Annotated in this window: 29 protein-coding genes and 1 pseudogene; 11 read left to right on the plus strand and 19 right to left on the minus strand. The window is 68.9% G+C overall.

Translation table 11 applies throughout. The features are described 5' to 3' along the window. On the minus strand, window positions 1-706 hold a 706-nt coding region (locus QZ753_RS04055; RefSeq protein WP_294641411.1), incomplete at its 3' end, for a LacI family DNA-binding transcriptional regulator. Between the two features lie 41 nt (window positions 707-747). Then, window positions 748-1,431 carry a DUF4286 family protein gene (locus QZ753_RS04060; RefSeq protein ID WP_294641412.1) on the minus strand — a complete coding sequence of 228 codons (684 nt, stop codon included), beginning with the start codon at window positions 1,429-1,431 and terminating at the stop codon, window positions 748-750. A 197-nt stretch (window positions 1,432-1,628) separates the two neighbouring features. Here QZ753_RS04060 and QZ753_RS04065 point away from each other — a divergent pair, with 197 nt between their 5' ends. From QZ753_RS04065 to QZ753_RS04105, 9 genes and pseudogenes are all read left to right on the plus strand, one after another. Continuing rightward, window positions 1,629-3,257 carry an acyl CoA:acetate/3-ketoacid CoA transferase gene (locus QZ753_RS04065; protein WP_294641413.1) on the plus strand — a complete coding sequence of 543 codons (1,629 nt, stop codon included), beginning with the start codon at window positions 1,629-1,631 and terminating at the stop codon, window positions 3,255-3,257. A 193-nt stretch (window positions 3,258-3,450) separates the two neighbouring features. Beyond that, on the plus strand, window positions 3,451-4,308 hold the full coding sequence (locus tag QZ753_RS04070) for an ABC transporter permease (protein WP_294641414.1): 858 nt from the start codon (window positions 3,451-3,453) through the stop codon (window positions 4,306-4,308). A 64-nt stretch (window positions 4,309-4,372) separates the two neighbouring features. Then, window positions 4,373-5,371 carry an ABC transporter substrate-binding protein gene (locus QZ753_RS04075; RefSeq protein ID WP_294641415.1) on the plus strand — a complete coding sequence of 333 codons (999 nt, stop codon included), beginning with the start codon at window positions 4,373-4,375 and terminating at the stop codon, window positions 5,369-5,371. A 72-nt stretch (window positions 5,372-5,443) separates the two neighbouring features. Beyond that, window positions 5,444-5,920, plus strand: coding sequence for a MaoC/PaaZ C-terminal domain-containing protein (locus QZ753_RS04080; protein ID WP_294641416.1), 477 nt, complete (start codon window positions 5,444-5,446; stop codon window positions 5,918-5,920). A gap of 18 nt (window positions 5,921-5,938) precedes the next feature. Next, window positions 5,939-6,772, plus strand: coding sequence for an ABC transporter ATP-binding protein (locus QZ753_RS04085; RefSeq protein WP_294641417.1), 834 nt, complete (start codon window positions 5,939-5,941; stop codon window positions 6,770-6,772). A gap of 34 nt (window positions 6,773-6,806) precedes the next feature. Beyond that, the gene (locus tag QZ753_RS04090; RefSeq protein WP_294641418.1) at window positions 6,807-7,589 is read left to right on the plus strand and encodes an enoyl-CoA hydratase/isomerase family protein; all 783 of its coding nucleotides are present in this window, start codon (window positions 6,807-6,809) and stop codon (window positions 7,587-7,589) included. Next, window positions 7,586-8,575 (plus strand): D-erythronate dehydrogenase, encoded by a 990-nt coding sequence (denD, locus tag QZ753_RS04095; protein WP_294641419.1) that lies wholly within the window; start codon window positions 7,586-7,588, stop codon window positions 8,573-8,575. The genes QZ753_RS04090 and denD overlap by 4 nt, the downstream gene beginning before the upstream one ends. Before the next feature lie 6 nt (window positions 8,576-8,581). Continuing rightward, window positions 8,582-8,812, plus strand: a complete 231-nt coding sequence (locus QZ753_RS04100) for a four-carbon acid sugar kinase family protein (protein WP_294641420.1) — start codon at window positions 8,582-8,584, stop codon at window positions 8,810-8,812. 77 nt (window positions 8,813-8,889) lie between these two features. Then, window positions 8,890-10,069: pseudogene (locus QZ753_RS04105) on the plus strand (IS3 family transposase). Window positions 10,070-10,345: 276 nt separating this feature from the next. On the opposite strand, the gene QZ753_RS04110 reads toward QZ753_RS04105, so the two are convergent. The 17 genes from QZ753_RS04110 to QZ753_RS04190 all read right to left on the minus strand — a co-directional run bounded on the left by QZ753_RS04110 (window position 10,346) and on the right by QZ753_RS04190 (window position 25,631). Further along, entirely contained in the window at window positions 10,346-10,636 is a 291-nt protein-coding gene (locus tag QZ753_RS04110; RefSeq protein ID WP_294641421.1) for a hypothetical protein, read from the minus strand. A 47-nt stretch (window positions 10,637-10,683) separates the two neighbouring features. Further along, window positions 10,684-11,424: a hypothetical protein gene (locus tag QZ753_RS04115; protein WP_294641422.1), complete on the minus strand. Its 741-nt coding sequence runs from the start codon at window positions 11,422-11,424 to the stop codon at window positions 10,684-10,686. Continuing rightward, complete coding sequence (locus tag QZ753_RS04120; protein WP_294641423.1) at window positions 11,421-11,942, minus strand: hypothetical protein; 522 nt, start codon at window positions 11,940-11,942, stop codon at window positions 11,421-11,423. The genes QZ753_RS04115 and QZ753_RS04120 overlap by 4 nt, the downstream gene beginning before the upstream one ends. Then, window positions 11,932-13,077, minus strand: a complete 1,146-nt coding sequence (locus tag QZ753_RS04125; RefSeq protein WP_294641424.1) for a MotA/TolQ/ExbB proton channel family protein — start codon at window positions 13,075-13,077, stop codon at window positions 11,932-11,934. The genes QZ753_RS04120 and QZ753_RS04125 overlap by 11 nt, the downstream gene beginning before the upstream one ends. Next, on the minus strand, window positions 13,074-15,206 hold the full coding sequence (gene sctV / locus QZ753_RS04130) for a type III secretion system export apparatus subunit SctV (RefSeq protein WP_294641425.1): 2,133 nt from the start codon (window positions 15,204-15,206) through the stop codon (window positions 13,074-13,076). The genes QZ753_RS04125 and sctV overlap by 4 nt, the downstream gene beginning before the upstream one ends. A 121-nt stretch (window positions 15,207-15,327) precedes the next feature. Then, window positions 15,328-16,368, minus strand: a complete 1,041-nt coding sequence (locus QZ753_RS04135; RefSeq protein ID WP_294641426.1) for a hypothetical protein — start codon at window positions 16,366-16,368, stop codon at window positions 15,328-15,330. Between the two features lie 108 nt (window positions 16,369-16,476). Beyond that, window positions 16,477-17,658, minus strand: a complete 1,182-nt coding sequence (locus QZ753_RS04140; RefSeq protein ID WP_294641427.1) for a hypothetical protein — start codon at window positions 17,656-17,658, stop codon at window positions 16,477-16,479. Beyond that, the gene (locus QZ753_RS04145) at window positions 17,655-18,245 is read right to left on the minus strand and encodes a hypothetical protein (RefSeq protein WP_294641428.1); all 591 of its coding nucleotides are present in this window, start codon (window positions 18,243-18,245) and stop codon (window positions 17,655-17,657) included. The genes QZ753_RS04140 and QZ753_RS04145 overlap by 4 nt, the downstream gene beginning before the upstream one ends. Window positions 18,246-18,265: 20 nt before the next feature. Continuing rightward, a complete protein-coding gene (locus tag QZ753_RS04150; RefSeq protein WP_294641429.1) occupies window positions 18,266-18,778 on the minus strand; it encodes a hypothetical protein in 513 nt (170 codons plus the stop codon). 64 nt (window positions 18,779-18,842) lie between these two features. After that, on the minus strand, window positions 18,843-19,316 hold the full coding sequence (locus QZ753_RS04155) for a hypothetical protein (protein WP_294641430.1): 474 nt from the start codon (window positions 19,314-19,316) through the stop codon (window positions 18,843-18,845). 14 nt (window positions 19,317-19,330) lie between these two features. Beyond that, window positions 19,331-20,314, minus strand: coding sequence for a type III secretion system translocon subunit SctB (sctB, locus tag QZ753_RS04160; RefSeq protein ID WP_294641431.1), 984 nt, complete (start codon window positions 20,312-20,314; stop codon window positions 19,331-19,333). A 35-nt stretch (window positions 20,315-20,349) separates the two neighbouring features. Continuing rightward, a complete protein-coding gene (locus QZ753_RS04165) occupies window positions 20,350-21,459 on the minus strand; it encodes a hypothetical protein (protein WP_294641432.1) in 1,110 nt (369 codons plus the stop codon). Between the two features lie 60 nt (window positions 21,460-21,519). Then, window positions 21,520-22,071 carry a tetratricopeptide repeat protein gene (locus QZ753_RS04170; RefSeq protein ID WP_294641433.1) on the minus strand — a complete coding sequence of 184 codons (552 nt, stop codon included), beginning with the start codon at window positions 22,069-22,071 and terminating at the stop codon, window positions 21,520-21,522. Window positions 22,072-22,192: 121 nt separating this feature from the next. Continuing rightward, window positions 22,193-22,636, minus strand: a complete 444-nt coding sequence (locus QZ753_RS04175; RefSeq protein ID WP_294641434.1) for a hypothetical protein — start codon at window positions 22,634-22,636, stop codon at window positions 22,193-22,195. Between the two features lie 13 nt (window positions 22,637-22,649). Continuing rightward, entirely contained in the window at window positions 22,650-23,030 is a 381-nt protein-coding gene (locus QZ753_RS04180; RefSeq protein WP_294641435.1) for a hypothetical protein, read from the minus strand. A gap of 76 nt (window positions 23,031-23,106) precedes the next feature. After that, window positions 23,107-25,302, minus strand: coding sequence for a hypothetical protein (locus QZ753_RS04185; RefSeq protein WP_294641436.1), 2,196 nt, complete (start codon window positions 25,300-25,302; stop codon window positions 23,107-23,109). A gap of 17 nt (window positions 25,303-25,319) precedes the next feature. Beyond that, window positions 25,320-25,631: a hypothetical protein gene (locus tag QZ753_RS04190; protein ID WP_294641437.1), complete on the minus strand. Its 312-nt coding sequence runs from the start codon at window positions 25,629-25,631 to the stop codon at window positions 25,320-25,322. A gap of 234 nt (window positions 25,632-25,865) precedes the next feature. Here QZ753_RS04190 and QZ753_RS04195 point away from each other — a divergent pair, with 234 nt between their 5' ends. Then, window positions 25,866-26,354, plus strand: a complete 489-nt coding sequence (locus QZ753_RS04195; protein ID WP_294641438.1) for a hypothetical protein — start codon at window positions 25,866-25,868, stop codon at window positions 26,352-26,354. Between the two features lie 20 nt (window positions 26,355-26,374). Beyond that, window positions 26,375-26,743, plus strand: coding sequence for a tetratricopeptide repeat protein (locus QZ753_RS04200; RefSeq protein ID WP_294641439.1), 369 nt, complete (start codon window positions 26,375-26,377; stop codon window positions 26,741-26,743). The last annotated feature ends 32 nt before the right edge of the window (window positions 26,744-26,775 follow it).

Below are 26,775 nucleotides of genomic sequence, written 5' to 3' on the forward strand. Positions count from 1 at the left end.
GGCGCACCGCAAGGCCGCGCATCGCGAGTGCGTCCCGGATGCCGGAAAGGCGGGCGCTCGCGCGGTCGTTGTTCTCGGTCGCCTGCGCGATCACGGCGAAGCGGACGTGGCCGAGGTCGGCCAGGTAATCCGTCATCCGTACCAGCGCCTTGTGGTTGTCCGGGCCGACGCAGTGGCCGGGGCGGGCTGGGTCGTAGACGAAGGAACTGATGAAGGGCAGCTTGCGCTGCTCGAGGAAGGGGAGGAGGCCGGGATGGTGGGCAAGGCCGACAAGGATCACTCCGTCGACCCCGCGCTCGGCAAATTTGCGGACCTGCCGGAACTCCTGCTCCGGGTCGTATTCGGAGCAGGCGAGGAGCAGCGTGTAGTCCTGTCCCAGGAGGTGGCGCTGGATGGCGTTGGCGGCACGCGGGAAATCGCCGAGCCCGAGTGTCGGGAACACGGCACCGATCGTCTGAGAGCGGCCGGTGGTCAGCGCCCGGGCCGCGCCGTCCGGGATCCAGCCGAGTTCGGCGATCGCGGCGGCGATGCGCTCGCGCAGTTCCGCGGACACGACCTCGGGCCGGTTGATCGCCCGCGAGACGGTGGCCGTCGAGACGCCGACGGCTTGCGCGACGTCGCGCAAGCCGACGCCCGGAACCGCCATGCCGCTCCGGCCCGCGCCGCGCCGCGCCGCGCCGCTCGCTCTCTCACCCGTGCTATTCATGTCCACCGTCCTCGAAACGTCCCGTCGGAAAACGTTCGATCCTAGCTTTCCGCACCCAACTGGTCGCGCGCGAGCCCGTACTGGAGGCGGTAGAGCCCGCGCTCGCGCTCGGGACAGGACAGCGCGAGCGCCCGGCAGACTTCCTCCACCCCTTCGTCCAGGAATGATTCAAGCGGCGCCGCCTCGACGCCCTCCACCAGCACGACCCAGGGCGCCGTCCGGTCCGGCGCGTCGCGCAGGGCCTTCTCGGCCGTCGCCTGCCCGCCGGCCGCCGTGTCGCCACGCAGGAGATGAACGCCGACAATCCCGTCCCGACGGCAGAGCGACGCAAGCGCCCGCGCCAGCGTCCCGGGGTCGCGGCCCCCACCCTCCATGCGGAGCGTCGCAATAACGGCCCCGTCGCCGAGTCCCGCGGAGAACGCGACCGCGCACACGGTGCGGGATGTGTCGCGGAAGTGGCGGACGACCCTCTTCGTCCACTCCGACGGACTGTCCAGCTTTGAGAGATAGGCAGGGGCGGACAGGTCCGCAGGCGATGCCGTTTCGTAGAAGTTGAAGTAGCGCGGCTCGCCGCGCAGGGCGACGTAGCGTCGTGCCCGAAGAAAGCCCGGAACGGCCACGCGCTCGGGAATGTGCTCGCGCACGTGCCATGCAAGGAAGTCGGCTTCTGCCTCCTCCGCGATGCCATTCCAGATCGCCAGCACGCCCCGTCCAGCAAGAGCCATTCGTTTCTCCTATGCAATCGCTAGACATGTTGTATCCAGACATGCCCCCGTCCGATTTCCCGGGGCAACGCAGGTCTTCAATCGAGTCGTTTTGCCCAAGGTCGCCGCTTGACACACCTAAAGCAACTTCGTTATGCAATCGGTTACAAGAAGCACGACGCCGTTGTCAACGGCAAGGGCGCGGCGAAGGAGGCGACATGCGGATCATCACGGCAGCCGAGGCCGCCAGCATCATCCAGCCGGGCGACAGCGTTCTGGTCAGCGGCTCGGGTGGTGGGCACTGCGTTCCCGAGAAAGTGCTGGAAGCCATCGAGGCGCGGTATCTGGAGGAGGGTGCGCCGCGCGACCTGACGCTGATCCACGCGGTCGGCATCGGCGACCGTCAGCTCAAGGGCGCCGCGCGCTTCCGCCATCCCGGCATGCTCAAGCGCTCGTTGACGAGCGCTCTGATCGACTCGCCGCCGCTCATCCCGATGGCGCTCGACGAGGCTTTCGAGTCCTATACCATCCCCCAAGGGGTGATCTCGCAATTGATCCGAGAGATCGCGGCCGGTCGACCGGGCCTGATCACCCGGACGGGCCTCCACACATTCGTCGATCCGCGCCAACTTGGCGGCCGACAGAACGAGGCGGCGCGCGAGGAGATCGTCGAGCTCCTGCGCATCGACGGCGAGGACTGGCTGCGCTTCAAGCCGTTCCCGCTCGACGTCGTGATCCTGCGCGGCACGACTGCTGACGAGGAGGGCAACGTGTCGATGGAGGAGGAGGCGATCCCCGGCGAGATGCTGTCCTGCGCCCAGGCCGCCCGTCGGCTCGGCGCGGCCGTCATCGTCCAGGTCAAGCGCGTCGCGCGGCGTGGCACGCTGCCCCAGCGGTCGGTGCGCATTCCGGGCATCCTCGTCGATTACGTCGTGGTGGACCCCGAGCAACGTCAGACCTACGCCAGCCACTACGAGCCGAGCTACGCGGGCGAGATGCGGGTGCCCGCCGAAGGCATGCGGCGCCTGCCGTTCACGGAGCGAAAGATCATCGCGCGCCGCGCGGCGATGGAGATCGTCCCGGGAGCAGTCTGCAACCTCGGCGCCGGCATCTCGACGGGCGTTTCTGCCGTGGCCGCGGAGGAAGGCATTCTCGACGCCATCACGCTGAGCAACGAGCAGGGCTTCATCGGCGGCGCGCCGCTGACCGGGCCCGACTCCGGCGGTGCCCAGAACTTCGACGCCATGGTCGACCAGCCCTACCAGTTCGACTTCTACGATGGCGGTGGTCTCGACGTGGCCTTCCTGTCCTTCGCCGAGATCGACGCGGCGGGCAACGTCAACGTCAGCCGCTTCGCCGACACGATCGTCGGCGTCGGCGGCTTCATCAACATCAGCCAGAACGCGCGCAAGGTCGTGTTCAGCGGCACGTTCACGGCGGGTGGCCTGAAGGTCGAATGCCCCGACGGCCGCCTCTCGGTCCTCGAAGAGGGCCGCCATTCCAAGTTCGTCGAGGCGGTCCGCCAGATCTGCTACAACGGCGCCTTCGCACGGGCCGAGGGGCGCGAGGCCCTGTTCGTGACCGAACGCGCCGTGTTCGAGGTCGGCGCGCAAGGGCTCGAACTGATCGAGATCGCGCCCGGCGTCGACCTGGAGCGGGACGTGCTGTCCCGAATGGCCTTCAGGCCCGCGGTCTCGGCGAAGCTTCGCCCGATGGATGGGCGCCTTTTCCGGCCGGAGCCCATGGGACTCGTCACCGAGTTCGGGCAGCACGTGCGGTCGGCGCGCTCGCCGCGGAGGTTGCTGTCGCTGGACGCCCAGCCGACGACACGCCGCGCAGCTGCCTGACGATCGGTTGGTATCCGGTCCAGGCTATCTCGCAGGAATGTGTGCCAGCTTAGACCTACCCGTAATGTAAACGGATACATTGCTTGATGCGAAAGGTGTCGGGCAAGCAGCGAGCCGGGTGGAGCCGGCTCGCTTCGAGGGAAGGAGGCAGGGCGGCCGATTCGGCGCCGTGCCGAACTCGGGAGGAAGGTCGATGACCACCAGTAACCTGACCGGCGGAGCCGCGCTTGGCCCGTCCGCGGCGAAAGCCCAGCCGGCGCCCCACCGAGCGCCCTCGCGCCTGATGCGCCGGGTCCGGCTTATCGCCTGGAACGCACTGCCGCCCCTGACCTTCGTGGCGATCGTGGCCATCTGGTCGCTGTCGGTGAAGGTGTTCCAGATTCCGGCCTACCTGCTTCCGGCGCCGGGCGCCGTATTCTCGCGCGTCATCTCGGATGCGCCGATGCTCTGGTCCAACGCGCTGGTGACGCTGACCGAAATCGTCCTCGGTTTTGCCTTGACCATCGTCACCGCGATCCCGCTCGGACTGATGATCGCCTTGTCGCCGCTGGCGCGCCAGGTCCTCTACCCGCCGATCATGCTGCTCCAGCTCGTCCCGAAGATCGCAGTAGCCCCGCTGTTCCTGGTCTGGCTCGGCTTCGGCATGGAGTCGAAGATCCTCCTCACCGTCCTCATGACGTTCTTCCCGCTCCTGATCGCCAGCATCAGCGGTTTCCAGATCCTGGACCAGCGGCTGCTCTACCTGACCCGCTCGATGGGCGCGTCGATCTGGCAGACCTTCCGCTACCTGCGCGTGCCGTCTGCACTCCCTGTGATCTTCTCCGGCGTCAAGACGTCGGCGACCATCGCAGCAACGGCGGCCATCGTCGCCGAGTTCGTCGGCGCCAACCAGGGGCTGGGCTACGTCCTCCTGCGCGGCACGAGCACGATGGACATCGAGCTGACCTTCGCGGTGCTCGTCGTCCTCACCGTCATCGGCATCGTCATCAACTACGTGGTCGAGCTCAGCGAGTGGCTCATGACCCCATGGCAACGGTCCGGCGCGAACTGACCTTCCGGCCTGCTCGGGAGGGCGGGCCCCGATCGACCGACATTTTCAAAAGGGAGGAACAAACATGATGCATGCACTTAAGGCCGCCGCAGCGGCCGGGCTTTTCGCCGCTATCGGGCTGTCGGGCGCGGCGCAGGCCCAGACGCCGGTGACCTTCCAGCTCAACTGGACCGCGGGCGGCGCGAACGCCGGCTTCGCCGCAGCGCTCCAGGAGGGCTTTTACAAGGAGGCCGGCCTCGACGTGACGATCGTTCAGGGCAACGGTTCGGGCAACACGGCGCAACTCGTCGCCAGCGGCCAGGCCCAGCTCGCCTACGCCGACGCGGTGGCCGTCAGCCAGCTCGTCGCAAAGGGCGCGCCGATGCGCGTCGTCTCGACGATCTACCAGTCCAACCCGAACGAGCTGATCGCCCTCAAGGCCACCGGCATCAAGTCCTTCGCCGACCTGAAGGGCAAGACGGTGGGCGTGCCGGCCGGCTCCTCGCAGACCACCATGCTGCCATTGCTCCTCAAGGCCAACGGCCTGACCGAACAGGATATGCAGCTCGTCAACATGCCGATGCCCTCGATGGTGCCGAGCCTCCTGACGGGACAGGTGCAGGCGATCCTCGGTTCGCTCGACTCCTACGCCATCCAGGTTCGTGCGCAGGGCGCCGAGATCGACGAGTTCCCATTCGCCGACTACGGCGTCCCCACGGTCTCGACCTCGATCTTCGCCGCCAACGACTTTATCGAGAAGAACCCGGAGGTGCTGCGCAACTTCGTAAAGGCGAGCCTGAAGGGCTGGAGCTTCGCGCTCGACAACCCGGACAAGGCGGTCGCGGACGTCAAGGCGCTGTTCCCGGACGCCAACGCCGATCTCGTCGCCAAGGAACTCGCCGCCATCACGCCGCTCTTCTGTAGCGCGGAGGCCAAGTTCATCGGCCGCGCCGAACCTGCGCACTGGGTCAACACCCAGAACCTGCTCTCGCAGGTCGGTCTCCTGCCCGAGGGGCAGGATCCGGCAAGCTACTACACCAACGACTACCTGCCCGCCGAGGGTGAGATGCGCGCCTGCCCCTGAGCGACGCGTGATCTGCGGTCCGGATCGCCCGGGCCGCAGGCGCAATCCAACCCCGCCATCAGGACCGTATCGATGAGCTACCGTTATGAAGACCTGCATGTCGGCATGCGTTTTCGCAGCCCCGGCCGGACAGTGGGCGAGTCCGACGTCATGGCGTTCGCCGGACTGACCGGAGATTTCTCCGAACTCCACACGAGCGACGTCTATGCTGCCAGCAGCCAGTTCGGGCGACGCGTCGCGCACGGCATGCTCGGCCTTTCCTACGCCCACGGTCTCATGTGGGCCCGGACAGGCGAGCTTCGGGAAACCGCGATCGCCTTCCTGGGGATCTCCGACTGGCGCTTCGTCGGGCCAATCTTCCTCGGCGACACGATCTTCGTGAACTACGTGATCGCGGAGATCCGCGATTCCAGGTCCAAGCCGACCCAAGCGATCGCCACATTCGACGTCGACGTCGTGAACCAGTCGGGCGACGTCCTGCAAAAGGGGCGCAAGTCCCTTCTCCTGTCGAAGACCCCGCTCGCCGCCGTTGCGGCCTCCGCAGCCTGAACCGCTCGAGGTTTCACCATGACCATCGATACGCGCCCCGCCGACCGGTCCGGCGTTCCGATCTCCATCCGCAACGTGTCCAAGGTCTTCGGTGAGGACCTGGAGAAGCCGTTCCGTGCGCTCGCCTCGGTCGACATCGAGATTCCAGCGGGACAGTTCATCTCGATCGTCGGTGCGTCGGGCTGCGGCAAGAGCACGCTCATGCTCATGGTGGCGGGCCTGCTCAAGCGCTCCTCCGGCGAGATCCTCTGCGATGGGAAGCCCGTCGACCGCCCGATCACCAATGTCGGCATCGCCTTCCAGGACCACCTCCTTCTCGACTTCCGCACCGCGTTCGAAAACGTGATGCTGCATGCCGACATCCGCGGGCTCGACCGCCAAACCATCGCCGACCGGGCGCGCGAGCTGTTCGCGCAACTCCGCCTCGAGCACGCGATGAACAAGTATCCCCGTCAGCTCTCGGGCGGCATGCGCCAGCGTGTCTCGCTGATCCGTACGCTAGTCCACGACCCCGACGTGATCCTCATGGATGAGCCTTTCGGCGCGCTCGATGCCCTGACGCGGCTCCAGGTGCGCACCGATCTCGAGCAGCTCTGGCTCCGCCGGCGCCCGACCGTCGTCTTCATCACCCACAGCGTCGAGGAGGCGGTTGGGCTTTCCGACCGCATCATCGTCATGAGCGCGAGCCCGGGGGAAGTGGTCGACGACATCACCGTCGACCTGCCGCGCCCGCGCCCCATCGTTCTCGGCGACGCACCGGAATTCGCCGCCTACGTCGATCGTATCCACCACCATTTCGAACGCATGGGCGTGCTCCACGGCGTGACGCCGCTGACCAAGATGGCGAGCTGAAGCTATGGGTAGCGAGTGCGAGGCGGAAGGGGCGATGGTCTCCTTGCGCATCGAAGGGACACTGGCCGAGATAGGCCTCGACGCGGGCCGTCTCAATCTCGTCACCCGCCCATTGCTGCGTGACCTCAAGAAGACGCTGCGCCGAATCGAGGACGAGCCGGACATTCGCTGTGTCATCCTTCATGGCAATCCCACGGCCTTCTGCGCGGGAAGCGACGTCGGCGAGTTCGCTTCGCTCGGCGCCGACGCCAGCGAGCGCAAGATCCTGTTCGAAGACCACGTGCTTCGCTGTCTGGCTGCGCTTCCCATTCCAACGATCGCTGCGATCGATGGCGTGGCTCTCGGCGGCGGCTTCGAGCTGGCGCTTGCCTGTGACATCCGGGTGGCCGGGCAGGGGGCAAGGATTGGCCTGCCCGAGAGCCGGCTCGGCGGACTGGCGTCGAGCGGTGCCGTGCGGCTCGCCAGGCTGGTCGGTCCGGCCCGGGCCAAGGAGATGCTGTTCACCGGATGCATCGTCGAAGCTCGGTCGGCGTTCGACTGGGGCCTCGTGAACCGAGTGGGCGACGACGCCCTAGTGGAGGCGCGGCGGCTGGCCGATGAGATCGTGCAGCGCGGCCCTCTGTCGAACCGTCTCGCGAAGACCCTGGTGGACGCTGCTCTCGACCAGCCGGTCGATGCGGCTCTCTCGCTCGCCAATACCGCGCAGCAGCGCATCTTCGACGGGCCCGACCTACACGAGGGCGCGGACGCCTTCTTCGCCAAGCGAGATCCTGTCTTCGCATCCCGTTCCCCCGATATGGAAGGCCGCCCATCGTGAAGATTCTGATCCTCGGCGCCGGCGGCATGATCGGCCGCAAGTTGACCGCTGCGCTCCTGCGGAAGGGCGAGCTGACCGGCCGCCCCATCCAGGCGATGACACTTGCCGACGTCGTGGAGACCGACGTGCCAGCCTCGTCGGTCGCCCTCCGGGCCGTTGCGGCCGACCTGTCCGCTCCCGGCGTCGCCGCGGAGCTGGTCGCCGAGCGCCCGGATATCGTCTTCCATCTCGCCGCTATCGTCTCGGGCGAGGCAGAGGCCGATTTTGAGAAGGGATACCGCATCAACCTCGACGGCACGCGCGAGCTCTTCGAAGCCGTGCGCCGGGAACACGCCGCCAGCGGCTATCAGCCGCGGCTCGTCTTCACCTCCTCGGTCGCAGTCTTCGGTCAGCCTCTGCCACCGGTGGTGCCGGAGACCCAGGTGCTTGCGCCCCTATCGAGCTACGGCACGCAGAAGGCGATCGGCGAACTTCTCCTCGCCGACTACTCGCGCCGGGGCTTCATGGACGGCATCGGCATCCGCCTGCCGACCATCGTCATCCGGCCGGGCAAGCCGAACAAGGCGGCCTCCGGCTTCTTCTCCGGCATCCTTCGCGAGCCGTTGGCGGGCCTTCCGGCGACGCTTCCGGTCGGAGACGAGGTGCGCCACTGGTTCGCAAGTCCCCGCCGGGCGGTCGAGTTCGTCCTCAAGGCAGCGGAGGTCGATACGTCGGGTCTCGGGGTCCGACGCACCCTCGACATGCCGGGACTGTCGGCCACGGTTGGCGAGGCGATCGAGGCACTGCGGCGCGCGGGCGGCGAGGAGGCCGTGGCGCTCATCCAGCGCGAGCCCGACGATGCGGTGAAGCGGATCATCGAGAGCTGGCCGGAAGCATTCGACCCGCAGCGCGCGCTCGCGCTCGGCTTCGAGGCCGACGCCTCGTTCGACGAGATTATTCGACGTCATCTTGAGGACGAGGTCGCGGGCAACGGCAAGCGGGCCTGACGAACCATGCTTCTGGGCATCATCGGGGACAATTTCACCAGATCGTCGGATGCGGCGAACGCGCTGGCCAAGGAAGGCCTGCGGGTCGTGCAGTACTCGGGCGTGCCCCGCGGGCCGGCGGAGGCGGGCGTAGATGCGGGCGTCGTTGCGCTGAAGTCGCGCACGATCCCTGCCGACGAGGCGGTCCGCCTTTCGCTCCGGGCTCTGTACTGGCTCCTGGACAAGTGTTTCCGGTGACGTGCCTCCTGTAAATCAGACCGTTTTGAGCTGGAATTTTCCACTTATGACCCCGGGAGCGGGACGAGGAGAATTCCATGAAGAAGTCGAATTTCACGGAGGCGCAGATCGCGTTCGTCCCGACGCAGGCCGACGAGAAGACGGCAGTTGCGGAGGTCTGCCGGAAGGCCGGGATCTCGGAGGCGACGTTCTACAACTGGCGCAAGCGGTACGTTGGGATGATGCAGTCCGAGGTGAGCAAGCTGCGCCAGATCGAGGAGGAGAATGCCAATCTGAAGCGGCTCGTCTCGGACCTGTCGTTGGACAAAGCGATGCTGCAGGACGTTCTATCAAATTGAGGCAATGCAGCGCCACCGACTCTTGAGCGTTGCCAAAACTTTGAGGCCTACTCGCCGACGCCAGTTGGTGGTCGAGGTTCGAGTGTCCTGGATGGCATCGATCAGACGGGCTTGCTCGGCTCTGAAGGTCGTAGGTTCGCTCTACACCTGCAAGTTCCGGCGCGGCGATCAGGCCGATCTGAAGATCCGGATCCAGCAGACCACGCGGACACGGGTACGATACGGATATCTCTTGGCCGGCAGGCGATTGCGGGCAATCGCCGAGAGGCGTCGTGTCCACGTGCTCCCACGACCGGGAGGGTGGGCTGTGACCCCGGAGGCGGATCTACCGCTTCTATAAGGAGATGAAGCTGCAGCTCAGGAACAGCGTGCCGAAGCGCTGCGGGAAGGCCAAGCTGCGGGACGACTGGGTAGTGGCGACCCATGTGAACCAGACATGGGCGACAAGACTTCATCCACGACCAACTCGGAACGGGCCGCAAGCCGCGCATCCTCACAATCGTCGACGCGTTCTCGCGCATCTCGCCGGTGTTCGACGCGAGTTTCAGCTATCGAGGCGAAGACGTGGTGCGGGCACTGGAGCGCATCTGCGGCGAGGTTGGCGACCCCAAGGCCATCCGGGTCGACTAGGGATCGGAATTTATCTCACGAGATCACGACCTTTGAGCCTGCCAGAAGGACGTCGTCCTCGACTTCTCGCGGCTTGGCAAGCCGACCGACAATGCCTTCATCGAGTCCTTCAACGGTAAGTTCACAGCCGAATGCCTGAACACCTACTGGTTCACCAGCCTTGAGGACGCGAAGGCCAGGATGGAGGCTTGGCGTAGAGGTGACAACGAAGTCCGCCGCTCACAGCTCGATCGGCTACAATACCCCGATCGAGCTGATGAAACGCTCGGAAGGCAGCCCGCCAGCCTGAGCAATCACTTCCGGAAATCCTCCAGCCAGGGCGGTCCAAAGTCGGGCGCACGTCAGTCAGGAAGATGCTGGTCCCCACATAGAAGCCTAGCTGGAACCAAGCCTGCCGAGGCTGCGGCACACTCCTGCGTGCACGAGGGGCCAACCCGGCCCTGCACGTCCCGCAACGATGATGCCTAAAACTCCAGCGTCGCCTCGACCGATGCCACCATCGCCATGCCCTCCACATCGTGGCGACGCATCGATCCAGGGCGCAATCCATCATGCAGTTGTAATGCTAGAGCACCGTCTTTTCGGACGGCATTCCGTAGACGGACTGACGGTTCAACTCGGCGACCGGGTCGAAGCGGGTACGGTCCTCGTTCGCCTTGGACAGGAGCGTGATCGAGCTTTGATTGAGGTAGTCGGCGAAGTCTGCTGGCTTGCGATCGTCGGCCGCGACGTCCTTGGAAGCGTCAGAACGCTGGGCCTGCGTGGCCGCGCTGAGATCCAGCGTGTCGGCGAGGCGCTGCTCGACGCGATTGGAGATGATGGGTTGCGCGACGCTGCCCCCGACCGCTCCGGCCATGACGTGATCTCCTCGCTGCACACGGACCTGTTGCCTGCGCCACGAGTCTAGGGCGGCCGGCGGGCGATGCGGGTGACGAACGGCACAGCCCGCCGTCGCCAGCGCCGCTCGGCCAGTGCGATCAGGACGAGGAGCGTCAAGGGCAGGCCGAACCGCAGGGCGGCAAGCCCCGCGGCCTGGAAGCGGGCAGTAAGCGCGACGGCGTGCGGCTCGCTGACCGCGCCCCCCGCCGCCTTGCCGGCCTTCGCCTCCGCTGCTGCCTCCAGAAGCCGCGCGAGGTCCCGCGTGAAGTCGGGAAGGGGGCGCGGCGCGGCGTCGAGCGCGAGGAAGCCCTGCGAGAAGCGTAGACGAGGGCTGGCGGGATCGCGCAAGGCGTCGGGAACCGACATTTCCTCGACAACCGCGCCGCTTCGCGCCAAGCTCCGCCGCACGTCGGCGTAAAAGGCGGCATCGAGCACGAAGAGCGCGACGGATCCGCCTCGCGGCGCCAGGTCGGTATCCGGATCGACCGGCCGCATCGCCGCGCCTGGCGCGCGACGCTCCACCCGGTCGGCATAGAGATCGATCGTCACGGTTGCTGGAGCCGCCTGGCGCGCGTGAAGAAGGGCGATCATCGCGGGTCCATCCAGCGCCCGGCGTTCGCTCGCCAGAAGCGCCCGGGCAAGATCGGGGCGCGCGGGTGCCTCCCGCCGTCCGGCCAGCGGAACGAGCGTCAGGAAGACCACGAGGCAGACCGAAAGGAGGTTGGCCGCAAGATCGGCCGCCACGGCGAACTCGAAGCGGATCACGGCTCCTCGCCGGTCAGGTGCCGCCGGCAGAGCGAGCGAGCCATTTCCAGCCCGGCCTCCGCCAGTGCCGCGCAAGTCTCGTCCAGACGGACCTGAAGGAGGCGCCGCGCGGGGGCCGCGCGCGCGATCACCGGATCAAGCAGGAACGAAGCCTCTTCGCCTCCCGGCACCACCGCGACCAAGAGCGGCTCGGCACCCTCGCGGATGCGGTCGGCGAGCCCGACGTCGGTCGCGATGCGGGCGAGCGGCACACCGACCGGCGGAGCACCCGCCAGCGTTACGCCCTTGGGTCCCGCCAGCAGCACGAGCGCGTCATCGCCCACCAGCCGGGCATGGCCCGCGAGGAGGTCGCCGACCGGGTCGCGCGCGCCGAGCACGATGCGAAGCGACGGATCCGCCATGAACAGCGAGAACAGAACGGTCGCGCCGAGCGTCAGGAAGAGATCCGTCAGCGGAATGTCGCGGCCCACGCTCCCGGCCTCATCGTCGTCGTCGTCGGGCTCGGCCTCAGAGCGCATCGGCCGTCCGCAGCGCGACCTCGACCAGGCGGTGACACTGCGCGCGCGTTTCGCCCTCGCGGCGCTCGATGGCGGCGAGCACCAGGGACGCGACGAGCCCACCGAGAAGCCCCAGAAGCGTCGTCTCGAACTGGATCGACAGACCTGCGAGGCTAGCGCCGATGTCGGCGACACCCCCCGGCCGCTCGCTCCCACCGTCGCCGCCGAGGCTTCCGATCGCCACGGCCAGCCCGATCACCGTGCCCACGAAGCCGAGCAGTGGAAGGAACGCGAGAAGCGCGCGCAGGTATCGGCGCGTCGAGGCATGGACCGCGTCCAGCGATCGCCGCGCCGTCTCGGCGCCCGGCAGACCGGCGGCCTCGCGCATGTCGGCGCCGCTGCGGCTGTCGCCCGGCAGGTCCCGCAGCGCCTCTGCGAAATCCGCCCGGACGACGGGAAGCGACTCCCGCAGCCGCGCGCGCACGAGCGTCAGCACCGCGCGATCCTCGCATTGCCGAAGAAGGGCGTCGAGGCAGGCCGCGAGCAGTGTCAGAAACAGGATCATGATCGCGACATGGACGTAGGTCGCGCCCAGCACCGCGCGCAGCGTGACGCCCAAAGCATCCGGCGCACCGGCCGCCATGACCGGAGCCGCAAGGGTTTCCAGCGCGGCGTAGAGGAGAAGGGTCCCCGCCAGGCCGAGCGATAGGGCGCCACCGAGCGACTGGGAGCGCATTGGGCCTTCGGCGTTCACGGGATCGATCCAGGCGGATCGTAGACGTTCCGTGACGAGGATCGACTGCAGCCGGGCGGCCGGCAGGAGGACCAGAAGCTGCGGCCAGACGGGCGAGGCGGCGACGCGCGTGGGAAGCGTGCCGAGACCCGTGGTCAGGAGCGGCACGGCGGCCGCATAAAGCGCCGACAGAAGTGCGGCGCAGGCGAGAAGCGCCGGCTGTCCGGCATGGGCTCGCGCCAGGCCCGCCAGCAGCAGCAGGGCGAGGGCCGCCAGCACGAGGAGCCGCGAGACGCCAAGCCCCCCTTCCGTCATCAGCGCATGGAGCGCGAGCGCGGGAAGCAGCGCCGCGCCGAGCAGCCGTGCGAAGCGCGAGATGCGCAGCGGCCGACCCGGTGCCGTACCGGCGATGTCGGGTCTCACAGGGCGGTCAGTTGCGCGCCCTGCATCATCTTGATGCGATCGAGCGGCTGGATGTTGGCCGAGGGGCTCAGTTCCTGGTAGCTCAGCACCGCCAGACCGGGAAAGTCGCGCTCCACGATCTTGCGCATGAAGCGGCGGATATCCATCGGCGCGAGGATCACGGGCGACATGGCCTTGGGCGCGGGCGCGCCGATCACGTGCTTCATGGCCGCGATCATCTCGCGATGCGTGTCGGGCGCGAGCGCGAGATAGGAGGCGCCGCTGGTCTGGCGCACGGCGCTGCGCACCGCGTCCTCGATCTCCTTGGAGATCAGGAACGCAGGGATGACGTTCTGCCCGCCCGAGAACTTGTGGGTGATGTAGCGCGACAGCGCTCCGCGCACGTGCTCGGCCAGCACGATCGGGTCCTTCTCGCGCTGGCCCCATGTGACCAGCGCCTCTAGGATCGTGCGCATGTCGCGGATCGAGATATCCTCCGACACGAGGCGCTGAAGGACGTCGGTGATCGTGGTGATGGGCAGGAGGCGGGTCGCCTCGCGCACCAGTTCGCCGAAGTTCTTCTGCATCTGGTTCATCAGGAACATGGTTTCCTGAACGCCCACGAACTCCGAGGCGTGCGCCTTCAGGACATGGGCCAGATGGTAGGTCAGCATGTTGGACAGGGTCATCGTCTGGATGCCCGCCCGCTCCAGGAGGGGCAGGTGCTTCATCTGCACCCACAGGCTCGGCGTGTGGGGCAGGAAGTCCTCGCCGCGCTCGAAGGGAACGCTGAACATGCGAAGGTTGGTTTCGGTCTCGCGCACGATGAACCAGCCGGGGCGCGCCGCGCCCGCCGCCACCGGGATCTCGTTGACGAGGATGCGATACTCGCCCTCCGACAGGTTCTCGTTCAGACGCAGGTTGATGCCCGGAAACGGCACGCCGAGGTCGAAGTAGAGGGCACGGCGCACGCGCGCGACCTCGCGGTCGAGCTTGTCGGGGCGGATCGAGTCGCGCACCGAGGCCGCGATGTCGACGATCAGCGGCACGGTGAGCGCGAAGTTCACCGCCTCGACGGGCATTCCGTCGTCCTCGTCGCCGCCTGGAAAGCGCGGCGACTTGCCTTGGGGAGCCAGCGCGGCGGCCAGCGCCGGCATCTCGGCCGAGCGTTTCTCCTGCGCACCCTTGGCGCGGCCGCGCATGGAAAGATAGCCCCCGCCGCCCACGATCAGGGCGAGTGTCAGGAACACCAGCGGCGGGAAGCCCGGCACCACGGCGAAGATGCACAGGATCGCGGCCGTGATCATCAGGGCCTTGGGTTCGGCGATGAGCTGGGCGGCGATGTCGGAGCCCAGGTTGTCGTTCTCCTCGGAGGCGACACGCGTCACGATGAAGCCCGCCGTGATTGACACGAAGAGCGCCGGGATCTGCGAGACGAGGCCGTCGCCGATAGTGAGCAGCGAGTAGAGATGCATGGCGTCGCCCGCCGCCATGCCCTTCTGGAGGACGCCGATGGCGAGGCCGCCGATCATGTTCACGGCGATGATGATGAGGCCGGCGATGGCGTCGCCCTTCACGAACTTCATGGCGCCGTCCATGGCGCCGTAGAGCTGGCTCTCCTTCTCCAGTTTGCCGCGACGGCGCTTGGCCTCGTCCAGCTCGATCTGGCCGGCGCGCATGTCCGAATCGATCGACATCTGCTTGCCTGGCATGGCGTCCAGTGAGAAGCGCGCCGACACTTCGGCCACGCGCTCCGAGCCCTTGGTGATGACCATGAAGTTCACGATCGTCAGGATCAGGAACACCACGAGGCCGACGATGAGGTTGCCGCCCACCACGAACTTGCCGAACGTCTCGACGATGTGGCCGGCATCCGCCTGGATCAGGATCAGGCGCGTGGTGGAGATCGCGAGCGCGAGACGGAACAGCGTCGTGATCAGCAGGATCGAGGGGAAGGCGGAGAGCTGTGTGACGTCCTTGAGGTAGATCGCGGCCATCAGCAGGATCGCCGACAGGGTGAGGTTGATGGCGATCAGGACGTCGATCATGATCACCGGCAGCGGCAGGATCATCATGAACACGATGCAGATCAGCAGGAAGGCCAGGAACAGGTCGTTGCGCCGGGCCAGCGTCTGAAGGAAGCGAGTCATGGGGCACCTGTTCCCATGCGGAGAGCCGGTCCCCGCGCCGGCCGCGTCGCCGCGAGGGCGCCCGTGCCGATCCATCCATACGATACCGCGATCGGCCTTGCGAGGGCGTTCGTCACCACGCTCATACCTCCAGCCGGAAGCGCTCGCGCCCGGTCTGGTCGGCAGGGTGGGCGAGCGCGAGCGGCTCGACGCGCTTCAGCTCGCTCAGAAGGTCGGCGAAGGCGATCGAGAGCGCGGCCGCCACCGTCTCCACGCGCGGCGGGGCATCCCGGTCCGGCGTATCTTCGCTCACGGCGGCGTTCCGGCCAGCCAGAAGCGGGTCGGCCGAACGACCGCGCTCCAGGCCCATCTCGGTCATCGCCTCGAACAGACGCTCCACCAGCGTGTCGGTCTGGGTGGACAGGGAACGCCTGCTCGTGTCCTCGTTCCGTAACCCCGTAGAGAGAAGCGCCGACACGGATTGGACCAGCGACCCGAAGGCGTCGATCTGGCGGCCCGTCGCGGCGATCGCGTCGACGAGGCGGGCGAGTTCGCCCTCGAGCGTGGCGAGGGTCTGGTTGGCAGCGGTGAGCGCCGTAGTCTTGAGGCCGAGCTGGCCCTGGAGGGCCGACAGCTCGCCGGAGAGCGCGTTGACTTGCGCCTGCGCCGCCGCGCGCGCCGTCTCGCCCTCCGCGCTCGCCAGCACGGCCTTCGCCGCGTTCAACTCATCCTGCTTGGTGCCGATGGCGGCCGTGAGCGTGGCGACCTGGCCTTGCAACTCGTCCCGCTGCGCGACGGCGGCGGTCCGTTGCGTCTCGGTCCGCGTCCGCGCCGCCGTGTCGGTGGCGAGCTTGGCCGTCAAGGCGTTGTTGTTCAAGCCGAGCAGCGTGGACAGGACCGCGTTGGAGCGGTTGAGCGCCTCGCGCTTCTCCCCGTCGCCGCGCGCTTCCTCCGTGGCGAGAAGGGTCTGCGCCAGAAGGACGCCGATGTCGCCACGCGCCGCAGGCGCGCGAAGGCCGAGAAGCCCGAGCTCCGTGACGATGTCGGTCGGTCCGGGCGCGGCGTCGGGGACCGTGACGGTGCCGGTTCGCGCCTCCGGGGTCCGGGTGCGGGCGACTTCGGTGCCGGCGGGATCGGAGACGAGCGGCAGCGCGGGGGACGAGATCGGCGAAACGGTGGACATGGCGTGGCTCCGGCGAGACGTGTTCCGTCATAGGTTCGGGACGGACGGTCCGCTGTGCCGTACGCGACGTTCGGGCCGCACGAGACGTCGGCGCCACCGCGCGCGGTGTCAGCGCAGCATGAGGTGGCGGCGCCCGCCCGCCGTTTCCGGCTCGGGCGCGGGCAGGGCGTTGGCTGCGCCCGAGGCCAGAAGGTCCGCCAGCGCGCGGCCCTGCGCCGCGAGCAGCGCAAGGACCGCAAGGAGGCGCCGCCGCCGTCGCTCCGCGGCCAGCGCCAGGAGAAGCCGCCCCGCCAGCCCGCTGTCGCGGATCGCGTGGAGAAGCAGGAGGCCCGCCTCCATCTCCTCCTGCTCGAAGTGTGACGCGGGCAGCGCCATGGCGCGCGCGAAGCTCGCGGCTTCGATCGGGCGCGGCGGCGGCCAGCCCGGTATCATCGCGGCGTTGAGCACGAAGGACGCGATCACCCCGGCGCGCTCGGCCTGGGCGGACCCGCCCTCCGCCAGAAGGCCGGACGAGGCAACCAGCGTGGCGAGCGCTTCGGAGCCGCCGGGCGACATCGGGACGCCGAGAACCGAGACGGGGCGGGCGGGCTCCGGTTCGGGCGCGGCCGGGCGCGGTGGGGCGCCGGTTGCCCCGCGCGCGGACGGTGCCGCGGATCGCTCGGTGTCGGCAGGGCGGACCCCCGACGGCGCCGACATTCGGGCGGCGGTCGAGGTCGGTGTTGCGGCTTCGCCCTCTGCGGATCTTGCCGAGGCGGCGGGCGACGATGCGTTCGCGGCTATGGGTAGCCCGCTGCCGGTCATGGCGAGCGCGGCGAGACGCGCTGGCGAAAGCGAGGGTGACGACGGTGCGGCGCCGGGCGCGTCCTCCCCCATCCACCCTGCCGTCCGCGCCGAGCCCTCCAGGCGTGCCGCCGTCTCGCTCCGGTCCGTCCCACCGACCTCCATCTCGCCCGTCGTCGGCGGAAAATCGGCGGTTCGCGACGTCTCGGCGTGCAGGGCGGTCGGGGAACGCAGGCCGATCAGCGTCCAGACCAGCGAGGGCGGGTCCGCCGCCTCGGTCGGCGTGCGCTCGGCCATGTCGAGCGCCTCGGCCGGTGCCCGGTCGGCCGGCGGCGACACGCCCGGTCCGGCGGGCGCGAGGCCCATCACCGCGGGGCGAACCCGCGCGGCCGGCTGGCCGCCGTCACCCGCCTCGGGCCGCTCGGGCGGAAGCGGATCGCCGGCGATGTTGCGCCCGATCAGGGCGAAGAGCTGGCGCAGTTCCGTTTGGGCGATCGCGTCGACGCTCACGGCGCGGCCTGCCGCTCGCGATGGGTCACCGCGATCGCCAGGCGCTCGGCCTCGCGGCGCATGGACAGGGGCACGAGCGGATCGGCCTCGGCCTGGACCGCGAACAGCGCGCTGAGGCGGCGCGCCTCCGCGCCGTCGCCGGTCCGCAGCGCGATGGCCGCCAGATGGAAGCTCGGCACTGCCCAGGTCGGCCGCAACGCGGCGGCGGTCCGGAAGGCGAGTTCGGCGGCCTCGATCCGGTCAGCGATGTGAAGGCAGACGCCGTGCGCGACCCACATGTCGGCGTCGCCGCCGTCCAAGAGGCAGAGGAGGCGGAATAGCGGCTCGGCGCGCTCCCGTCGGCCGACCGCGAACCACTGGGTGGCGCGGGCGTAGAGCGCCTCGAGCGCTCCACGCGAGAAGCCGAGCGCCGCAGCCGGCGAGGTGTCCGCGCCGAGCGCCGCTGCGAGCCGGTGCCCCTGCGGGCCGAAGCCGGCCAGCGCCTCGCCGAGGAGGCGGACGACCGTCGCGCTCTCGCCGGGCTCGAGCTGGAAACGCCGCTCCAGTGCGCTGGCCTGCGCGGGCGGGGGGCTGGTCGTCGGCGGCAAGGGGGCGGCCTGGTCCGCGCTCAGCCGGCGAACTGGCCGACGCGCGGCGCCGACTGCTGGGACGCCTGCCGCAGGCCGGCGAGCAGGTTGCGCGCTTCGGACTCCTCGGCAGCCCGTCCGGCCTCGTTCGCGCGGTCGGCGGCGTTGGAGAGATCCTCGATCGCCTCGGCCCACTCGCCGGCTCGAAGGCAGGCCCTGCCCGACAGGAGATAGCCGCGCGGGTCGCGCGGGGCCTCGGCGATCATCGCGGCGGCGGCCTGGATCGCGACGTAGGGCTGGTCGGCCTCCAGCGCGCAGGCCGCGAGCGCGGCCTGGAATTCGAAGCGCCTCGGCTCGCAGAGGACGATCGTTGCGCACATGCGCAGAGCCTCGGCATGGGCGCCGCGCCGCCGCAACCCGTCCGCGATCCGCAGGGCCACGTCGAGGTGGGCGGGCGTCAGGCCGAGATCGCGCCCGAGCGCTCCCGCAGTCACCGCCTCCAGTGCCGCCGTCTCGTCTGCGCTGCGCGCCGGTTCCAGTCCTTGCGTCGTCATCGCCTCGTCCCTGAATGCCGGAAGGCGTCGTGCCGTCCCGGAGGTTTGCGCCGCGCTTCGCGCCTCACAGGCGGAAGATAACGGCGTCCTCGATCTCCTCGCGCGCGGCGCGCTGCGCGCGCGCCGGCGCCCCCGTGTCAGTGAGCGCGTGTGCATGGAATTCCACAAGCGTCAGCACATCCTCGATGCGTCCTATGAGACGCTCGGGCGCATTCTGGGCCAGGGGATGGCTTGAAAACGCGACCAACGCCTCGCCGCGCGCACCTTCGCTGCGCAGGAACACGCCCGCCTCGTTGGCGAGCAGGAAGCCCGGCGTGGCGCGCAGGATCGCCCGCACCGCGGCCGCCCGCGCCGGCCCGGCGGCCGGTAGCGTGCCGATGCGCCCTTCGATCCGGCAGGCACCCCGCCCGTCGTCCGACAGGTTGACGGCCAGGGCGTCGACGCGCAGGCGCACGATGCCGGTCGCGTCGATGCGCGGCATGCCCAGCGAAAGGCGGCGGAAGAGGTCCTCCACCGTCGCGAGAAAGGACAGGGCCATGGCGCCGCGATCCCTCAGCGCGTGACGGCGCGCATCATCTCGACCTCGGAGTCCTGGAGATCCTTGACGAAGTTGATGATCTGCCGGATCATTTCCTCGGCGGCCTGCTGGACCTCTTTGCCCATGTCGGCCTTCTGCTGCTGAACGGTCGCCTCGGCGGCGAAGCGCGAGCCGTCCGCCTCCATGGACTTGGCCTCGGCCTGCATCAGCCCTTCCGAGCCGCTGGCTGAGGCGCGGCCCATGCCGCCGATCTGCTCGCCGATCTGCCCGACCGCGGCGAAGCGCTGCGTGCTCGCCCCCAGAGCGTCGTTCTCGACTTGGGCGGTCTTCACCTGGCTCTGGTGGAAGTTGAGATCGGTGTCGAAGTTGCGGTTCGATCCGAGGCCCTTGGCGATCTTGGCCGTGTTGGTCGCGTCATTGAGACCCTGCTGAGCCGTGTCGATGTTCTTGAGCGCGGTGTTGGCCTTCGCGATACCCTTGACCTGGCCGCCGAGCGACACGCTGCTCGCCACCATCGACACGGCCGCCGTGACCACGCCCACGATCAGTGAGGTGAGGGCGCCGTCCTTCATCTTCTTGGCCGCATCCTCCAGCTTTCCGGCTTGGCCGAGCAGCTCGGTCTTGGCCTTCTCGTAACCGAGCGAGCGCTGATTCATGGCCGATTCGCGCTGCTGCTGGGCGAACTCGATCAAGAGGCTGCCCAGAAGCCGGCTGATCTCGGAATAATCGTTACCCGAGGCCGCGAGCGCGGCGAAGCTCGTCTCGTTCATGGCCAGAAGCTGGGCGAGCTGCTCGCCGCTCAGCGCCGTGCCGCCGGCCCCTTGCGCGCCGCCGCTGCCGATATGCGAGAGGTCGCCGCCGCTCGCCGAGTTGCCGGACGCGCCCGCACCGACCTGCGCGTCGCTCCCGACCTGGCCGGGCGCCCCGGCCCGGCCGGCATCGTCGGCGGTGTAGGTCGTCGTCGTGCGGTAGTTCGAGGAAACGGTTGTGTCGCCCATCGTGACGGTCCTTGAAAGAGGAGGGAGGCGGACGTTCAGCGGCCGAACTGGGCGCGGGCCAGGAACTGGGCGCGGTCGTTGCGCGCTTCCATGACGTTGTCGATGATGTTGTTGAATCGGTCGCTGGCGGCCATGAGGCGCGCCATCGCCTGGTCGATCATGTCGTTGATGACGTTGATGAAGGCCTCCTCGGTCTTGGAGTCGGCATCGAGCTCCTGGGCCTCCGCGTTGATCTGCGTGGCCTGGTAGCTGTAGGTCGTGGAGCTGACGCTGGCGGCCGTGGTGCCCATCGTGTTGGCGACCTCGGCGGCGTTGACCGCGCGCGAGGCCCACTTGGCGCTCTCGGTGGCGACCTTGACGCTGGCGCTCGCCGCGGCCCGGCCCGCCGTGACGATCGAGGCGCCGCCGCCCGCGATGCCCGCCACCGCCCCGATCACCGCGATCGTGATCTTGAACGCGGTGTCGTGCTCCTGCATCTCGTCCTCGCTGTAGCGCTTCTCGATGCCGAGCGCCGCGTTGGTGTCGTTGAGCGACTTGCAGGCGTGGTAGCCGATGCCGTGGCCCGTCGCCATGGTGACCGTGGAGTCGGTCGCCGACACGATCGCCGCGATCGAGGCGATCACGAGAAGGGTGGCCACCACCGCCAGCGCGCCGCCGGTCAGCGGGCTGAGGACGAAGGCGACGGCAGCCGCCGCGATCGCCAGAATTGCGCCGATCCACTCGAAGGCGAGCTTGATCTTGTCGATCAGCGAGGCCGACTCCTGCTTCTCCTTGGCCTCGGCGCGCTTGCCCTCGATCTCGGTGATCTGCTTGCCCTGTTCGCTCAGCCGCTCGCTGAGCTTGGCCTGATCGGCCTTGATCTTGGAGTTCTGCATCCCCGCCTCGGTGTCGCGCATCGCCACCGCGACCTCGACCAGCATTACCTCGACCTGGCGCGGCTCCATGCCGAAGCCGAGCGCGGCAAGGCTCGCCATGAGGTCCGAGGAGGTCAGGGGATCGGACACCGGCACCGGCACGCTGTTGCCAGCGTTGCCGACGCCCCCTCCGACCATCGCTTCTCGCGTGCGCGCCGCCGCCACCGCCGCGTCGGTGCCGGTCGGGTACTGGACGCTCTGCGTGCCGCCGGTGTTGGAGATGTTGCTCATGGGAAAGGTCCTGATGGACGGGGTGGCGCGAAGGGGAGGAGGCGAGGTGGCGTTGCGCGGTCAGGCGTCGCCGAGCGAGGCCAGGAGCCGCTCGGCCTGGGCGAGCGCGCCAGCGCGGCCCTTGCCGTCCAGCGCGAAGGCGCGCGCGGCGTTGAGCGCGTCGCGGGCGTTGTCGCGCTCGCCCGCCGCCAGCAGGCACTCGCCCAGGCGCAGGTATCCGTCCGGATTGGTGGCGTCGAGCGCGATGAACTGCATGTAGAAGTGGGCGGCGCGGGGAAGGTCGCCCTCGAGCTGGTAGGTCATGCCCATGACGAAGCTGGAGCGTGCCTCGAGCGGGCTGAGCTGCATGGCGCGCAGGAGAAGGTCGCGCGCCGGCGCGAACTGCCCGGCCTGCACGAGATGGACGGCCTGCGTCATCAGCGCCTCGATATGGGCCGGCGTCAGGTCCAGGAGGTCGGCCAGCGTCAGGCCCTTGCGCAAACCCTCGATCACGGGGGCGAGCCGGTCGTTCTTGGCCATCTCGTCGAAGGCGGCGTCGGTCATGTCGCCGGAGATCGCCAGGACGTTTGGCTGCTCGGTCGCGGACGGAAAGAAGCCGTTCAGGAGCGTCATCGGGTGTCTCGCGTCAGGACGGTGGATGGGACCGATCGATCCCTAGCCCCTGCCGGCCGGCGCGCATGTGTCGTTCACGACAGCGCCCGCGCGATGCCGAAGCCGCACGCACGGGGAGGGATCAGCCTCCGCCCGCCGCCCCACCGCTTCCCCCGTGCCGGAGGTAGCTTTCCAGCGCGTCGCGGGCTTTCGCGTCCTCGCCCAGTTCGAACAGGGCGCGCGAGCGCAGGTAGCGGCGCATCCGCTGACGCTCGGTCAGGCGATAGGCGCCGAAGCGCTCGGTCGGAAACAGGCGGTCCAGCTCGTCGAGCTGTTGAAGCGTCTCGCGCCAGCGTCCGGTCAGGAACTGGATCACGGCGCGCGCGAGCATCACCTCGGACGAGCCGTCGCCGAGCCGTCGCATGGCCTCGGCGAGCGTCAGCGCCCGGTCGCCGTAGCCGTGGCGAAGCTGGACGTAGATGTTGAGAAGCAGGAAGTCGCGCTGGCGCGCCGACAGGCGCGTGGCGCCGCTGGTCGGCCGCGCGGCCGGATCGTCGCTCGTCCGGATCGCCGGATCGTCGCTCATTGACGGTCTCGCCTCATCCGCGCAGAAGCATGGCGAGCGCCGCGCGCACGTCGCCGTCGCGCTCCGTATCGTCGCGCATAAGCTTGCCCGCCGCCTCGAACGCGGCCGCGTCCTCGCCGGTTCGCGCCCGCGCCTCGGCCAGAAACAGTGCGGTCAGTTCCTCGCGCGTTCCCGCGAGTACGGAGGGCTCCAGAAGGTCGGGATCGAGCGAGCCGGGCAGGAGGAGATCGGGCAGGCGCTCGTCCAGGCTCGGCCGGTTCAGGATCGTGTCGAGCGCCTGGTACTCGGGCAGGAAGGTCGGGGCGCCGCGCGCCTCGGCGGGAAGGTGAACCTCGTCCTGCTGCTGCCAGAGCGAAACGGACTCGACGCCGACGTCGAGCGATTTGATGCGCATGGAACGGGTCTCCGGGACGTGCGGGACGGGCCGCGCGCCAGCTTAGGCAACCTGGGCGGGAAAGGCGAGCGGGCGGTCAGCCACCGCTGGCGCGCAGGATGCTCTGGAGCGCGTCGTTCATCTTCGACAGGGCGGAGTTCGCGAGGTCGTAGTGCCGGTTGCGCTGCTTGTCCTTGTTGTTGATGTCGTTCATGCGCTGCTGGCTATCCTGGTTGAGCTGCGTGACCTTGTCGCCGAGACGGGTCGCGTAGGTGTTCCACTCACCCTGCGTGTGCGTGGTGACGTCGAAGTTGGTGTTCTTCTCGCTGTCGTTGCTGGGCGCATCGTAGCTGATGAAGATGTCGAAGTTGTCCGGGCGCTTGAAGTCCGCCCCCTTCTCGTCCTCGGCGGGGTGCTGCCAATAGCCGTTCGAGTCCTCGAACATCAGCGCCAGCTTGAACAGCTTGCCGCGCTCGGAGTTCGGATCGGCCCGGTAGGCTGTCAGCAGCTCGTGGGTCCATCCGTTGAGGCCCTTCTTGTTCCCCTTGTCGATGTCGTCCTTCGAGAAAGCCGTCGAGGTGGTGGAGTTCACCTGGTCCTGCCAGAGCGCGTAATCCTTGAGATAGGCGTTCAGCTGCTTGACCGCCTCGGTCTCGATGGTGACCACCGCCTCCAGATCGAGATTGTACTTGTTCTGGAAGAAGTAGATCAAGGTCGCCGCGTCGAAATTCTTGCCGTTCATCATCGTCACGGTGCCATTGGCCACCGCCTCGCGTTCCTTCATGTTGTCGGCGATCAGCTTCTCCTGCGCGATCATCGTTCTGTAACCCTGCTTGATCAGGGCGCCCCCATCCATGCTGTTGATCCTGCTCGGGATGCTGACCTCGACACCGCCGTCGATCGTGATCTTGCGCGTCGTCTCTCCGCCGTTCCCGTCGCCGTAGTAGTGGTAGTTCTCCGCTCGCTCGTAGCGCTTGGAAATGTCGGAGATCTGCGCGCGCAGGCCGGTCACGTCCACGGCACCGCTGGCCGAGACGCGGCTGCGCAGGATCGCGAGCTGGTCGACGAAAACGCCCTCGTCGGCGTCCGGGAGACCGTTCCTGACCTTCGTGATGAGATCGTCGATCTCCTTGACGATCACCCCCCCACCCGTGGTCGTGTCGATCGCCCGGTCGCTGTCGTAGGCGATCGCGGCGAGCCCGATCTTGGTGGACAGGTTCGCGAACATGGCCGTGCCCGCCACCAGCTTCTGGTCGGCGCTCGGCAGGAAGCCGAACTCCTCCTTCGAGAGGTTGGCGAGGTTCAGGAGGCGCGGCGGCGTTTCCGAGGTCTTGAACAGCGAGAGAAGCGGCTTCAAGGCGTCCGAGCCCGACGTGAAGAGCGGCTTCTCCATGACCTGCAGGCCGCCCGCGTTGGCGACGAACCACTCCATCTGGTGCGAGGAGTGCCAGTCCTTGAACTTCAGGAGAAAGCTGGCCGTCGCGTTCCTGATGGCGGTCCGCTCGGCGTCGGTCGGGGTGCTGTCCTCGTTGAAGGACGAGGCGAGGGTCGTAAAGCCGTCGGGCTTGGGGCCCGCGAGCCGCTTGGCGGCGCTCGTGCCGTCGAGATCGGGAAACAGCGCGTCGGCGCCCGCCTTCACGATCGCTCCGTCCCCGCCGGACGCCGTGCCGGGCAGATGGTAGTAAGGGATCTTCTGCTCGCCGCCGGGCGTCCGCGTCTCGCCGAACTCCATGCCCGGCGTCGGCTCCAGGCCCGTGGCCGCGACCGCGACGCTCAGCACGCCCGATCCGCCGTTGAGCGTGAAGGCAGTCGCGGTCCCGCCCGCACCAGGCAGCGTCAACGTGTCCTGCGCGCCAGCCACGACCGTCAGGTAGGCCGACTGGTGCTGCGCCGTCCAGGTCCGGAAGGTCTCGGCGGTCAGCGCGGTGCGGTTCGGCATCTTGTCGACCGTGCCCGACGTCACCGACCGCCACGCGTCGTCATACTCGCCGTCCAAGCGCTCGAGCGATTCGACCCCGTTGCCGGCCGCCCGCACGGCGTAGCGAAAGACGCTGCCCTGCCAGTTCTTCCCGGGCAGGTCGATCATGGGCGGGGTGCCAGTGCCGTTCGCCAGGATGTAGAGGCGCTGGCTGTCGGGCGTCCAGGTGCCGAACGTCATGAAGTCGAGGCCGCTCTGCACCGGGATGGCGAGCGCCGCCCCGCTCGCGGTCGCCGTCCCGGCGGGTGGGCGCGACGCGTAGGTCTGGCTGAAGAAGGAGCTCCAGCCCTGGGAGGGTGTCGGGGCGATGGCCATCGGTTCAGCCTCCTTCGCTAGAGTTTCAGCAGACGGCGAACGGGGCGCGGCCTGTCGTGCGCGGGTGTGGTGCCCTCGTGCAGCGCGGTGATGCGGCGGGCGAGCGCGTCGGCGAGCGGCTCGAACCGCTCCATGTCCGGGGCCTGTGTCATGCGGCGCAGAAGGAGCCGGGCCTCGTCGTCGCCGCGCACAGCGTCCAGCCGCTCGATCCGCGCCACCACCTGCGAGATCGCGCGCAGTACCGGCTCCATGTCGGGCACGGGCCGGCGCTCGGTCTCGGCGAGCGCGCCGGCCGCCGGCGTCCCTGATCGGATGTCGGGCTCGTCCATTGTTCTCCCGCGTCGCGCGGGCGCCCGCCCTGCGCGGGGCCTTGCGCGTGTCATCCTCTAGCGGGCTGACGCGCGGCCCCGCTGTGCCGTATGATACAGTGCGCCGCGCTTGGACGAGGCGTTCGCCCGCGCAGGCGATTTAGATGGGTTATGCGGATCGCAGCCCACGGCGTTCTGGAGGATCCGGATCTGAGCCCTTTTCGAGAGCCCTTCCTGCGTTTGCCCGCGCTTGGCATGGGCGAGCCGCTGGCCGCCGCGAGCCCCGCTTCGCGCGCGGCGCTGCTTTCGCTGCGCGAGGCGGTGCTGGAGCCCGCGGCCCGCGCCGCGCGGAGCCTCGTCCCCCCTGTGGCGGACCGGTCCTACGAGACGGCGCGAGGCCTGCAGGCGGCCGGGCGCCTCGCCGACGCGGGCGCGCTCCTCGGCGACCTCCTGGACGATCCCGCGCAGGAGGAGGCCGCCTGCCTCGGCCTCGCGGTGCTGGCGCTGGAGCGTCCGACCCTGGACGAGGCGGGCGGGCTCGCGCGCCACTGCCTCGATCGGGGCAGCCGCGTGCCGCGCGCCTGTGCGATCGCGGGGCTCGAGGCCTTCGAGACCGGTGATGAGACCGGCGCCCAGCGCCTCCTGTCGGCCGCCGCGCGTCTGGCGCGAGGGCGCGCCGAGTGGGCCGACGACCTGCGCGGCGCCCAGCGCGTCCTTCTCCTCATGCAGATGCGTGCGGCATGACAGCGAACGGGCATCCATCCATGCAGCCGGCCGCCCCGGACCTTCTCGACGTCGACGACACACGCCTTCTGGTGGAACTCGGCTTCACCGCGCTGACCGGTGGCGACACGGCGCTGGCCACCACCCTCTTCGAGGGCGCGCGCGCCGCCCGCCCGCGCGAGGAGGCCGGCGCCCTCGGCCTCGCCATGGTGGCGCTCGCCGAGGCGCGCGTCGGCGAAGCCGAGGCTATCCTGCGCGCCCTGCCGCCCTCGGACGCCGCCTCACTCTACCTCGGCCTCGCGCTGATGCAGGGCTCGGACCGCGAGGGCGGCGAGCTGCTCCTGCGCGACGTCGCCGCGTTCGCGTCCGACCCGGCGTTTCGCGCGATGGCCGCCGCGAGCTTCCCGTAAAGCGGGCATCTGGCGCCCCGATCCACCCGTGC

Origin of the sequence: uncultured Aureimonas sp. (genome assembly GCF_913775355.1) — a bacterium.
Taxonomy (GTDB): Bacteria; Pseudomonadota; Alphaproteobacteria; order Rhizobiales; family Rhizobiaceae; genus Aureimonas.

Coding starts and splice junctions, on each gene's coding strand:
- QZ753_RS04060 (WP_294641412.1), bottom strand. CDS start 1,431: ATGGCTCTTGCTGGACGGGGCGTGCTGGCGATCTGGAATGGCATCGCG.
- QZ753_RS04065 (WP_294641413.1), top strand. CDS start 1,629: ATGCGGATCATCACGGCAGCCGAGGCCGCCAGCATCATCCAGCCGGGC.
- QZ753_RS04070 (WP_294641414.1), top strand. CDS start 3,451: ATGACCACCAGTAACCTGACCGGCGGAGCCGCGCTTGGCCCGTCCGCG.
- QZ753_RS04075 (WP_294641415.1), top strand. CDS start 4,373: ATGATGCATGCACTTAAGGCCGCCGCAGCGGCCGGGCTTTTCGCCGCT.
- QZ753_RS04080 (WP_294641416.1), top strand. CDS start 5,444: ATGAGCTACCGTTATGAAGACCTGCATGTCGGCATGCGTTTTCGCAGC.
- QZ753_RS04085 (WP_294641417.1), top strand. CDS start 5,939: ATGACCATCGATACGCGCCCCGCCGACCGGTCCGGCGTTCCGATCTCC.
- QZ753_RS04090 (WP_294641418.1), top strand. CDS start 6,807: ATGGTCTCCTTGCGCATCGAAGGGACACTGGCCGAGATAGGCCTCGAC.
- QZ753_RS04100 (WP_294641420.1), top strand. CDS start 8,582: ATGCTTCTGGGCATCATCGGGGACAATTTCACCAGATCGTCGGATGCG.
- QZ753_RS04110 (WP_294641421.1), bottom strand. CDS start 10,636: ATGGCCGGAGCGGTCGGGGGCAGCGTCGCGCAACCCATCATCTCCAAT.
- QZ753_RS04120 (WP_294641423.1), bottom strand. CDS start 11,942: ATGCGCTCTGAGGCCGAGCCCGACGACGACGACGATGAGGCCGGGAGC.
- sctV (WP_294641425.1), bottom strand. CDS start 15,206: ATGACTCGCTTCCTTCAGACGCTGGCCCGGCGCAACGACCTGTTCCTG.
- QZ753_RS04135 (WP_294641426.1), bottom strand. CDS start 16,368: ATGTCCACCGTTTCGCCGATCTCGTCCCCCGCGCTGCCGCTCGTCTCC.
- QZ753_RS04150 (WP_294641429.1), bottom strand. CDS start 18,778: ATGACGACGCAAGGACTGGAACCGGCGCGCAGCGCAGACGAGACGGCG.
- QZ753_RS04155 (WP_294641430.1), bottom strand. CDS start 19,316: ATGGCCCTGTCCTTTCTCGCGACGGTGGAGGACCTCTTCCGCCGCCTT.
- sctB (WP_294641431.1), bottom strand. CDS start 20,314: ATGGGCGACACAACCGTTTCCTCGAACTACCGCACGACGACGACCTAC.
- QZ753_RS04165 (WP_294641432.1), bottom strand. CDS start 21,459: ATGAGCAACATCTCCAACACCGGCGGCACGCAGAGCGTCCAGTACCCG.
- QZ753_RS04170 (WP_294641433.1), bottom strand. CDS start 22,071: ATGACGCTCCTGAACGGCTTCTTTCCGTCCGCGACCGAGCAGCCAAAC.
- QZ753_RS04175 (WP_294641434.1), bottom strand. CDS start 22,636: ATGAGCGACGATCCGGCGATCCGGACGAGCGACGATCCGGCCGCGCGG.
- QZ753_RS04180 (WP_294641435.1), bottom strand. CDS start 23,030: ATGCGCATCAAATCGCTCGACGTCGGCGTCGAGTCCGTTTCGCTCTGG.
- QZ753_RS04185 (WP_294641436.1), bottom strand. CDS start 25,302: ATGGCCATCGCCCCGACACCCTCCCAGGGCTGGAGCTCCTTCTTCAGC.
- QZ753_RS04190 (WP_294641437.1), bottom strand. CDS start 25,631: ATGGACGAGCCCGACATCCGATCAGGGACGCCGGCGGCCGGCGCGCTC.
- QZ753_RS04195 (WP_294641438.1), top strand. CDS start 25,866: ATGGGCGAGCCGCTGGCCGCCGCGAGCCCCGCTTCGCGCGCGGCGCTG.
- QZ753_RS04200 (WP_294641439.1), top strand. CDS start 26,375: ATGCAGCCGGCCGCCCCGGACCTTCTCGACGTCGACGACACACGCCTT.